Here is a 9383-nt window from a genome sequence, read left to right as displayed (position 1 = left end):
CGGGCATGGTACGCCAAGATTGTGACAAAGTGCTACTTCTTTACTTTGACAGCGGATTTAACCGAAATTTTGGTCGGAACGCTAGCTGGAGCAGCGAGGAAGAACAGCCTCTATTGGCGGAATTCGTCGAGCATGTCGCGAAATTCCGACACATCCTCAAAACTCCGATACACCGACGCAAACCGGATGTACCCGATCTTGTCCAGCCGCTTGAGTTCGCGCATCACTAGCTCGCCCACGCGGTCGCTGCCGATTTCCTTCTCGCCGTGGCTGAGGAGTTTTTCTTCGATGCGGGCGATGGCTTCGTCGATGGCTTCGGCGGAAACGGGGCGCTTGCGCAGCGCTAGGCGCATGGAGTCTTTGACCTTGTTGCGGTCGTAGTCGACGCGGCTGCCGTTCTTTTTGACGACGGCCGGAAAGAACAGCTCGATACGTTCGTAGGTCGTGAAGCGGCGGTCGCAGGATTCGCAACGACGGCGGCGGCGCACGGTGTCGCCTTCTTCCGACATGCGGGTATCAATCACCTGGGTGGCCGCGTGGCCGCAAAAGGGGCATTTCATGCCGGTGGTCTCCTCGGCAACCTCAAAGAACGCACTGCGCTAAAAGAACAACGCCGCGATGGCCTGGGCAGGCGCATCGCGGCAGGGTACTACGTGGCCGGAAGATCCGGCCATCGGCGGATGCCTTAGGCGTAGACCGGGAACTGCTTGGTCAGCTCGGCCACCTTGGCGCGCACGGCGGCGATGTTCGCTTCGTCGTGCGGATTGTCCAGCACATCGGCGATCAGGTGGGCGACCTTCACGGCCTCCGCTTCCTTAAAGCCACGCGTGGTCATGGCCGGCGAACCCAGGCGCACGCCCGACGTCACGAACGGCTTTTCCGGGTCATTCGGAATCGCGTTCTTATTGACGGTGATGTGTGCGTCACCCAGCACCTTCTCAGCTTCCTTACCGGTGATTTTCTTGGCGCGCAGATCGACCAGCATCACGTGGCTTTCGGTGCGGCCCGACACGATACGCAGGCCACGGGCCATCAGCGTTTCGGCCATGGCGCCAGCGTTTTTCACGACCTGTTGCTGATAAGCCTTGAACTCCGGCGACAGGGCTTCCTTGAACGCCACTGCCTTGCCGGCGATCACGTGCATCAGCGGGCCGCCCTGGATACCCGGGAAGATCGCCGAGTTGATGGCCTTTTCGTGTTCAGCCTTCATCAGGATCACGCCGCCGCGCGGGCCGCGCAGGCTCTTGTGCGTGGTCGTCGTGACGAAGTCTGCGTGCGGCACCGGGTTCGGGTACACACCAGCGGCGATCAGGCCGGCGTAGTGCGCCATGTCCACCATGAAGTACGCGCCGATCGACTTGGCGATCTTGCCGATGCGCTCGAAATCGATGCGCAGCGCAAATGCCGATGCGCCCGCGATGATCAGCTTCGGCTTCTTCTCTTGCGCCAGGGCTTCGAGCGCGTCGTAATCGATGTCTTCCTGCGCGTTCAGGCCGTAGCTCACAACGTTGAACCACTTGCCGCTCATGTTGAGCGCCATGCCGTGCGTCAGGTGGCCGCCTTCGGCCAGGCTCATGCCCATGATCGTGTCGCCCGGCTTGAGCACGGCGAAGAACACGCCCTGGTTGGCCTGCGAGCCCGAGTTCGGCTGCACGTTGGCGGCTTCCGCGCCAAAGAGCTGCTTCACGCGGTCGATGGCGAGCTGTTCCACCACGTCCACATATTCGCAACCGCCGTAGTAACGCTTGCCGGGATAGCCCTCGGCGTACTTGTTGGTCAGTTGCGAGCCCTGCGCGGCCATCACGGCCGGGGAGGTGTAGTTCTCGGAGGCAATCAGTTCGATGTGGTCTTCCTGACGCTGATTTTCCTTCTGGATGGCGGCAAAGATTTCGGGATCGATCTGGTCGATCGTATAGCGGCTGCGTTCGAACATGGCGAGTGTCTGGTCTGAAACGAAACGGAAATGGCGGAGATCGGGCGAGGCGTGGGGAAACATGCGCGCGGCTTGAACGACTGCGCTCGGGGTTGGCCGATTGCAGCGGGTGTCCAAGTCACCCTGTGCTTCCCATTCGCTGCCCAGGCGAGCGGCAGGCGCCGTTGTGCATGACGCCAGAAACCTTGCGCTTCCTCGTGGTCGCTGCCCACATGTCGAAGCCGCTCAAAGCAGCTTCAGGATTCGCCAGTCGCGCAAGGTGGAATGGTTGCCCGCGAGTGTACGACAGCCCCATGGCCGCCGCAAGAAGCGGGCGTGCCGACGCGCACATTGCGGTGCAATACCGCACAACGCTTCAGGTAAACTCTGAGCTTTCGTTTTTTTCAGGCCCGGAGACACTTCCATGATCGTATTCGTGACCGGCGCAACGGCCGGGTTCGGCGCGGCCATCGCGCGGCGTTTTGTGCGAGAAGGCCATCGTGTGATCGCGGCAGGCCGCCGCCAGGACCGCCTTGATGCGCTCAAGGCTGAATTGGGTGACGCCGTGCTGCCGTTCGTGCTGGACGTGCTGGATGCCGACGCCGTTGCTGCGCTGCCGGGTACGCTGCCCGAGGGGTGGCGCGAAGTCGACGTGCTGGTCAACAACGCCGGTCTGGCGCTGGGCCTCGAACCCGCCCAGCGTGCTGACCTGACCGATTGGGACCGCATGATCGGCACCAATTGCTCCGGGCTGGTGCATATGACGCGTGCGTTGCTTCCTGCCATGGTCGAACGCAATCGTGGTCACATCATCAATATTGGCTCGATCGCCGGGACGTACCCGTACCCGGGCGGCAACGTGTATGGCGCTACCAAAGCGTTCGTGCGCCAGTTTTCGTTGAATTTGCGCGCGGACCTGACTGGCACGCGCGTACGTGTATCGAACGTCGAGCCAGGCCTTTGCTCCGGTACGGAGTTTTCCAACGTGCGTTTCAAGGGCGACGATGCCCGTGTGGAGAAGGTCTACGAAGGCACCGAGGCGCTCTCCGCGGACAATATCGCCGAGGCCGTCTATTGGATGGCGGCGCTTCCCGCGCACTTCAATGTCAACGCGATGGAGCTGATGCCCGTTTGCCAGTCATTCTCGGCCACCAGCGTGACGCGAGGCATGGCCTGAATTCCAGCGCAAGCCCTCGGCCGGTCGGTGGATGGCTGGCCGTCACTTGCGTGTTGGTAAAATTACCCGATGGCTTCTTTTGACTGGAACCTGCGTGTGTATTGGGAAGATACCGACGCGGGTGGCGTGGTGTTTTACGCCAACTATTTGAAATTTTTTGAGCGCGCACGCACTGAGTGGCTGCGCGCACTGGGGGTCGACCAGCAGGCGCTGGCCGACACGACCGGGGCCATTTTCGTGGTGCGTAGCACCGCCGTGGACTACCGCGCGCCAGCACGCCTGGATGACCTGCTGCAGATCCGTTCGCGTATGGAACGGGTCGGCTCCGCGTCGGTCCAATTCGCCCAAGAAGGCTGGCGCGGCGACGTTTTGCTCGCATCAGGCACGATTCGTGTTGGATGTGTAGACCGGCTCACTTTCCGGCCGACCCCGATTCCCGCTCCCGTACTCGCAACCATCAAAGCCGCCGCATGAATCCCGTCGAGGTCACACAAGATCTGTCGATCGTCTCGCTGGTGCTGCACGCCAGCCTCCTGGTCCAATTCGTCATGGGCCTGCTGCTGGTGATGTCGCTGTTCTCCTGGACGTACATCTTCCGCAAAGCCTTTGCCTTGCGCGCCGCGCGCAGCCAGACCGAATCGTTCGAGCGCGATTTCTGGGCCGGCGGCGACCTGCAGGCGCTGTATCAGAGCGCTGCCAACAACCGCCACACGACCGGTGCGCTGGAGCGCATCTTTGAAGCCGGCATGCGCGAATACCTCAAGGCGCGCGAGCTGCAGCGCGGCGGCGGCGATCCGAGCGCCATTCTCGATGCCTCGCGCCGTGCCATGCGTGCGGCCTACCAGCGCGAGATGGATTCGCTTGAATCTCACCTGCCATTCCTGGCGTCGGTTGGCTCGGTCAGTCCGTATATCGGCCTGTTCGGTACCGTATGGGGGATCATGAACGCCTTCCGCGGCTTGTCCAACGTGCAGCAGGCCACGCTATCGGCCGTGGCGCCTGGTATTGCCGAAGCGCTGGTCGCCACGGCCATCGGCCTGTTTGCGGCCATTCCGGCGGTGATTGCCTACAACCGCTACGCCACCGAGATGGACCGCCTGGCCAACCGCTTCGAGAGCTTTATGGAAGAGTTCTCGAACATCCTCCAGCGCCAGACGCGCTAAGGAGCCGCGCTCATGGCTACCATCCAGCGAACGCGCCGCGCCCGACGGGCCAAGGCCGACATCAACGTCGTTCCGTACATCGACGTGATGTTGGTGCTGCTGGTCATCTTCATGGTGGCGGCGCCCGTGGTGAACCCAGGGGTGGTCAATCTGCCGTCGGTGGCCAACGCCACGCCGCAGCAGACCCAGCCACCCATCGTCGTGACCATCAAGGGTGACGGCACGATCCTTGCTCGCGTCAAAACAGGTTCGGGAGCAATCGAGCAGAAGCTCGCCAACAACAACGAGCTGCGCGCATTTGTGAAGCAGCGCACTGACGAAAACCCCGATCAGCCCGTCGTGATTGCCGCCGACAAGTCGGTCCAGTACGACCGCGTGCTGACCGTGATGAGCGTGCTCAAGGGCGATGGCGTGAAGCGCGTCGGCCTGATGGTGAAATCGTCATGAGCACGTTGAAGAATCCGGGCGAGGCAACCTGATCGTCATGGCTACGACGTCGTTGCACCGTTACGAGCCTGTTCGCGAGCGCGGCACGCTGCGCGCGTTCGGGCTGGCGGTCCTGACACACATTCTGCTGCTCATCTTTCTGTACTTTGGCGTGCAGTGGCAGAGCAGCACCCCGCGCGGCGAAGAGGCCGAGTTGTGGGACGAGGCGGCGGTTCAGCAGGCCGTGCAGCAGTCCGCCCCGGTGCCTGAGGTCAAGCCGGAACCGGTGATCAAAGCACCGCCGGCCAAGGTGGAAGAGGAAGCCGATATCGCGCTTGAGCAGCAGAAGCGCAAGCGTGAGCAGGAGGCTGCGGCGGCCCGTGAGGCCGAGCTCGCCCGGCGCGCCGCGCAAGACCGCGCCGAAGCACAGCGTCAGGCCCGTCTGAAGGAAGAGCAACAAGCCCGTCAGGCGGAACTCCAACGCAAGGCCTTGGCCGAACAGCAGGCCAAGGAAAAAGCGGCTGAAAAGGCTGCTGCCGACGCGGCGCAGGCTCGCAAGAATGCGCAACTGCAAGCCCAGGCCGAAGCCAAGGCCAAGGCGGAAGCCGAAGCGAAGCAGAAGGAATTGAAAGCCAAGGCTACCGCAGAAGCCAAGGCCAAGGCCGATGCCGAGCGTAAGGCGAATGAATCGCGTGCCAATGCACAGCGTCAGGCCCAACTGGATCGGTTGCGCGCAATGGCGGGGGCGGGCGCGACTGGCACGGTGGCGGGTTCCGGCGGTGGTGTTGGCAATGCCCAGGGCACGGGCGGTACAGCATCGGCAGGGTATGCCGAGCGTGTGCGGGCCAAGGTCAAGCCGAACATCCTGTTCGATCCTTCGGCCGTCAATGGCAACCCGTCGGCGGTCGTGTCGGTGCAGATGGCGCCGGATGGTTCGATCCTGTCCAAGCGCCTGACGAAATCGAGCGGTAACGGCGCGTATGACGAAGCCGTGATGCGCGCGGTCGAGCGTTCTGACCCGCTGCCACGCGATACCAACGGCAAAGCGCCGTCGAGCGTCATCCTGACGTTCCGGCCAAAGGAATAACGGGTCGGTGCTCGCGCAGGCGGCGCCGGCCGACGGTACTCAGATTCCGGATTTGATAGTAGGGAAGATGAACATGATGCGAACGATGTGGATCCCGATGTTTCGACGCGCGGCGCAGGCGTTGTTGCTGACCGCGGCAAGCGCCGGCGTGGCCCATGCGCAGCTCAACGTGGAGATCTCGGGCGTTGGCGCCAGCCAGTACCCGATCGCGATCGCCAACTTCCAGGGCGAGGCACAGGCTCCGCAAAACCTCTCGGCCATCGTCCGGGCAGACCTGGTGCGCAGCGGCCGCTTCTCAAACGTCGATGTGGCCGGGGCGGTCGTGCCGGAAAGCCCGGCGCCTGACCTGGGTGCCTGGAAGTCCAAGGGGGCCGCAGCCTTCGTGGGCGGCACCGTGACCCGCAACGGCGATCGCTACGAAATCCGCTTCCGCCTGTACGACACCGCCAAGGGCGAAAGCCTGGGCGGCCTGTCGCTTACGCGTGGCCCCGGCCAATTGCGCCTGGCTGCGCACGAAATTGCCGATTACATCTATCAGAAGCTGATTGGCGAGCGCGGCGTTTTTGCGACGCGCCTGTCGTACGTGTCCAAGGTCGGGCGTCGCTTCCAGCTGCAGATTTCCGACTCGGACGGCGCCAACCCGCAGATTGCATTGACGAGCAACGAGCCGATCATCTCGCCGTCGTGGTCGCCGGACGGCACCAAGGTCGCGTATGTGTCGTTCGAGAGCAAGAAGCCGGTGGTGTACGTGCATGACCTGGTGGCAGGGCGCCGCACGGTCATCTCGAACCAGAAGGGCAACAACTCGGCGCCGGCTTGGTCGCCGGATGGCCGCCACGTGGCGGTGTCGCTCTCGCGCGATGGCAATACGCAGGTCTACCTGGTCAACGCCGATGGCTCGGGCCTGCGCCGCCTGAGCCGCAGCAGCGCGATCGATACCGAGCCGTCGTTCTCGCCGGATGGCCGTTATATCTACTTTACGAGCGACCGTGGTGGTGCTCCGCAGATCTATCGCATGTCGGTTGACGGAGAGGAGTCGGGCGGTGCGCAACGCGTGACGTTCAAGGGCAGCTACAACACCAGCCCACGTGTGTCGCCGGACGGCAAGCTGCTGGCGTACATCTCGCGCGTGGGTGGTGCGTTCCGTCTGTACACGCAGGACTTGTCCAACGGCGATGTGAACGCGCTGACAGACACCTCGAACGACGAATCGCCGAGCTTTGCGGCCAACGGCAAGTTCATCCTGTATGCCACGCGCGTTGGCGGCAAATCGGTGTTGGCCGCGGTGTCGACCGATGGCCGTACGCGTCAGGTTCTTTCCCTCCAGGCCGGCGAAGTTCGTGAGCCGGCGTGGGGTCCTTTCATGCAATAACGAAGCTGTTCCACTAGGAGAAATCGGACATGTCGAAGTCCCAAACCATGATCAAACTCGCAGCCATTGCCGCGCTGCTGGCCCTGGGCGCTTGCAGCTCGGGCGTGAAGCTCGATGACACCGCCAAGAACGGTACGGGCGGTGCCGCTGGCACGGGCGCTGATGCCCGTACGGTGACCCCGGTGGACGTGGGCCGCGACGAACTGACCGACCCGAACAGCCCGCTGGCCAAGCGCAGCATTTACTTCGATTTCGACAGCTACTCGGTCAAGTCGGAGTACCAAGGCCTCCTGGGCCAGCACTCGCGCTACCTACAGTCGCACAACCAGCGTAAGGTCCTGATCCAGGGCAACACCGACGAGCGCGGCACCAGCGAATACAACCTCGCACTGGGCCAGAAGCGTGCCGAGGCCGTGCGTCGCGCCCTGTCGTCCATGGGCGTGCCTGACAGCCAGATGGAAGCCGTGAGCCTGGGCAAGGAAAAGCCGCAAGCGACCGGCCACGACGAAGACTCGTGGGCACAGAACCGCCGCGCCGACATCGTCTACTAATCGGTATGGTTTGAAGTGGAACGCGCCGGCTGCGAGGTTGCGGCCGGCGTTCTTACGTTGGCAATCACATGAATACGATGATGAAACAGCGCGCTTATGGGGCCACGCGTCGGGCCATCCTGATGGCGACGCTCGTCGCGGGTGGCGCCCTCACCATGGCCGGCCCGGCGGCAGCGGGGGTGTTTGACGACGATGAGGCGCGCCGCGCCATCATCGACATGCGCGACAAGTTCAACAACTTCCAGTCGACGGCGGCCCAGCGCATCGATCAGAACAGCAAGAACCTGATCGACGCACAAAACCAGATCGAGACGCTCAAATCCGAAGTGGCGCGCCTGCGCGGGCAGAACGAAGTGCTGCAGAACAGCGTCGATACGCTGACCAAGCAACAAAAGGATTACTACTCTGACCTAGATGCGCGCCTGAAGAAGTTCGAGCCGCAGCAAGCAACGGTGGATGGTCGCGAAGGCATGGTCCAGCCGAACGAGAAGCCGGAATACGATGCTGCGCTCAAGGCGTTCCAGGGCGGCGACTTCAAGGGCGCGGGCAATCAGTTCTCGGCGTTCGTGAAGAAGTATCCGCAAAGCCCGTATCTGCCGCTGGCGCAGTTCTGGCTGGGCAACGCGCTCTATGCGCAGCGCGACTACAAGGGCTCGAGCTACGTGCTGGAGAACATGGCGCGCACTAATCCGCAGCATCCGAAGGCGCCCGATGCGCTGCTGCAGGTGGCGACCAACCAGGGCGAGTCAGGCCAGAAGGCGGCTGCACGCAAGACGCTGGAATCGGTGGTCTCGCAGTATCCCGGTACCGAGCAGGCCAAGACTGCGCAAAGCCGTCTGAAGACGATGCGCTGATCGGCAAGCCGCCCAGCATGTGGACCAGCGCCCGCCCGTGGCTGCACCGGCGGGCGTTTTTCATGGGGCGCCAAATGGCGGACATATGGGGCAGCGGGCGCGTGCCGGGCGGTGGCACGCTAAAATGCGGGCCTTCCCGAATCGCTTTGCAAGGCTTCGCCCATGAAAAAACGCGCCATCGTCCTGCTCTCCGGCGGGCTGGACTCTGCCACCGTGCTCGCCATGGCCAATGCCGACGGCTTTGAGACTTACGCGCTGTCGATGCGTTACGGCCAACGCCACTCGTCCGAGTTGGAAGCGGCCAAGAAAGTGGCGGCGACGCTGGGCGCAGTGCGCCATGAAATCGTCGATTTGGACTTGCGTAAGTTCGGTGGCTCGGCGTTGACGGACGATGCGCTTGACGTGCCGACCGACGGTGCGCAATCGGGCATCCCGATCACGTATGTGCCGGCGCGCAACACGATCATGCTGTCGCTGGCGCTCGGCTGGGCCGAGGCGATGGGCGCACGTGACCTGTTCTTTGGCGCGAATGCCGTGGACTACTCCGGCTATCCGGATTGCCGTCCCGAATACGTTGCCGCCTATGAAGCGCTAGCCAATCTGGCGACGAAGGCCGGCGTGGAAGGCGAGCGCATCCGCGTGAACGCTCCCATCATCAACATGACCAAGGCGGAGATCATTCAGGCCGGCGTGCGGCTGGGCGTGGACTACGGCCTGACCGTGTCGTGCTACAAGGCCGACGACGACGGCCGCGCGTGCGGCGTGTGCGATTCGTGCCGCATCCGCAAGGCCGGGTTTGACGCCGCTGGCGTGCCCGACCCCACCCGCTACGCCTGACGAA

At 63.2% G+C, this 9383-nt stretch carries 11 protein-coding genes and 1 riboswitch; of the genes, 9 read left to right on the top strand and 2 right to left on the bottom strand.

The annotated features are described in order from the left end of the window. Positions 1 to 110 precede the first annotated feature (110 nt). Together nrdR and glyA are read right to left on the bottom strand one after the other, a co-directional pair. Positions 111 to 560 (bottom strand): transcriptional regulator NrdR, encoded by a 450-nt coding sequence (gene nrdR / locus ACEN9T_RS20825; RefSeq protein WP_027677963.1) that lies wholly within the window; start codon positions 558 to 560, stop codon positions 111 to 113. A gap of 125 nt (positions 561 to 685) precedes the next feature. Next, complete coding sequence (gene glyA, locus ACEN9T_RS20820; protein ID WP_413708492.1) at positions 686 to 1933, bottom strand: serine hydroxymethyltransferase; 1248 nt, start codon at positions 1931 to 1933, stop codon at positions 686 to 688. 134 nt (positions 1934 to 2067) lie between these two features. Further along, a riboswitch (ZMP/ZTP riboswitch) is annotated at positions 2068 to 2197 on the bottom strand. A 139-nt stretch (positions 2198 to 2336) separates the two neighbouring features. Here glyA and ACEN9T_RS20815 point away from each other — a divergent pair. The 9 genes from ACEN9T_RS20815 to queC all read left to right on the top strand — a co-directional run bounded on the left by ACEN9T_RS20815 (position 2337) and on the right by queC (position 9379). After that, complete coding sequence (locus ACEN9T_RS20815; protein WP_413706927.1) at positions 2337 to 3089, top strand: SDR family NAD(P)-dependent oxidoreductase; 753 nt, start codon at positions 2337 to 2339, stop codon at positions 3087 to 3089. 69 nt (positions 3090 to 3158) lie between these two features. Then, positions 3159 to 3563: a tol-pal system-associated acyl-CoA thioesterase gene (gene ybgC, locus ACEN9T_RS20810; protein ID WP_092971768.1), complete on the top strand. Its 405-nt coding sequence runs from the start codon at positions 3159 to 3161 to the stop codon at positions 3561 to 3563. Then, on the top strand, positions 3560 to 4252 hold the full coding sequence (gene tolQ, locus ACEN9T_RS20805) for a protein TolQ (protein ID WP_004629517.1): 693 nt from the start codon (positions 3560 to 3562) through the stop codon (positions 4250 to 4252). The genes ybgC and tolQ overlap by 4 nt, the downstream gene beginning before the upstream one ends. A 12-nt stretch (positions 4253 to 4264) precedes the next feature. After that, positions 4265 to 4699 carry a protein TolR gene (gene tolR, locus ACEN9T_RS20800; protein WP_092971767.1) on the top strand — a complete coding sequence of 145 codons (435 nt, stop codon included), beginning with the start codon at positions 4265 to 4267 and terminating at the stop codon, positions 4697 to 4699. Positions 4700 to 4736: 37 nt separating this feature from the next. After that, the gene (tolA, locus tag ACEN9T_RS20795; protein ID WP_413706926.1) at positions 4737 to 5765 is read left to right on the top strand and encodes a cell envelope integrity protein TolA; all 1029 of its coding nucleotides are present in this window, start codon (positions 4737 to 4739) and stop codon (positions 5763 to 5765) included. Between the two features lie 67 nt (positions 5766 to 5832). After that, complete coding sequence (gene tolB, locus ACEN9T_RS20790) at positions 5833 to 7137, top strand: Tol-Pal system beta propeller repeat protein TolB (protein WP_092971765.1); 1305 nt, start codon at positions 5833 to 5835, stop codon at positions 7135 to 7137. Between the two features lie 29 nt (positions 7138 to 7166). Continuing rightward, on the top strand, positions 7167 to 7688 hold the full coding sequence (gene pal / locus ACEN9T_RS20785; protein ID WP_004629508.1) for a peptidoglycan-associated lipoprotein Pal: 522 nt from the start codon (positions 7167 to 7169) through the stop codon (positions 7686 to 7688). A 68-nt stretch (positions 7689 to 7756) separates the two neighbouring features. Next, a complete protein-coding gene (gene ybgF / locus ACEN9T_RS20780; protein ID WP_413706925.1) occupies positions 7757 to 8542 on the top strand; it encodes a tol-pal system protein YbgF in 786 nt (261 codons plus the stop codon). Positions 8543 to 8704: 162 nt separating this feature from the next. Beyond that, positions 8705 to 9379 (top strand): 7-cyano-7-deazaguanine synthase QueC, encoded by a 675-nt coding sequence (queC, locus tag ACEN9T_RS20775; RefSeq protein ID WP_092971763.1) that lies wholly within the window; start codon positions 8705 to 8707, stop codon positions 9377 to 9379. Positions 9380 to 9383: the final 4 nt, after the last annotated feature.

Source organism: Ralstonia sp. Ralssp110 (genome assembly GCF_047325135.1).
GTDB lineage: Bacteria > Pseudomonadota > Gammaproteobacteria > Burkholderiales > Burkholderiaceae > Ralstonia > Ralstonia mojiangensis.
This window is presented reverse-complemented; position numbering and strand designations above follow the sequence as displayed.

Bases quoted from the DNA above. Each gene is read 5' to 3' on its own strand.
- glyA (WP_413708492.1), bottom strand. From the start codon at position 1,933: ATGTTCGAACGCAGCCGCTATACGATCGACCAGATCGATCCCGAAATC.
- ybgC (WP_092971768.1), top strand. From the start codon at position 3,159: ATGGCTTCTTTTGACTGGAACCTGCGTGTGTATTGGGAAGATACCGAC.
- tolB (WP_092971765.1), top strand. From the start codon at position 5,833: ATGAACATGATGCGAACGATGTGGATCCCGATGTTTCGACGCGCGGCG.
- tolQ (WP_004629517.1), top strand. From the start codon at position 3,560: ATGAATCCCGTCGAGGTCACACAAGATCTGTCGATCGTCTCGCTGGTG.
- ACEN9T_RS20815 (WP_413706927.1), top strand. From the start codon at position 2,337: ATGATCGTATTCGTGACCGGCGCAACGGCCGGGTTCGGCGCGGCCATC.
- pal (WP_004629508.1), top strand. From the start codon at position 7,167: ATGTCGAAGTCCCAAACCATGATCAAACTCGCAGCCATTGCCGCGCTG.
- nrdR (WP_027677963.1), bottom strand. From the start codon at position 560: ATGAAATGCCCCTTTTGCGGCCACGCGGCCACCCAGGTGATTGATACC.
- queC (WP_092971763.1), top strand. From the start codon at position 8,705: ATGAAAAAACGCGCCATCGTCCTGCTCTCCGGCGGGCTGGACTCTGCC.
- tolR (WP_092971767.1), top strand. From the start codon at position 4,265: ATGGCTACCATCCAGCGAACGCGCCGCGCCCGACGGGCCAAGGCCGAC.
- ybgF (WP_413706925.1), top strand. From the start codon at position 7,757: ATGAATACGATGATGAAACAGCGCGCTTATGGGGCCACGCGTCGGGCC.
- tolA (WP_413706926.1), top strand. From the start codon at position 4,737: ATGGCTACGACGTCGTTGCACCGTTACGAGCCTGTTCGCGAGCGCGGC.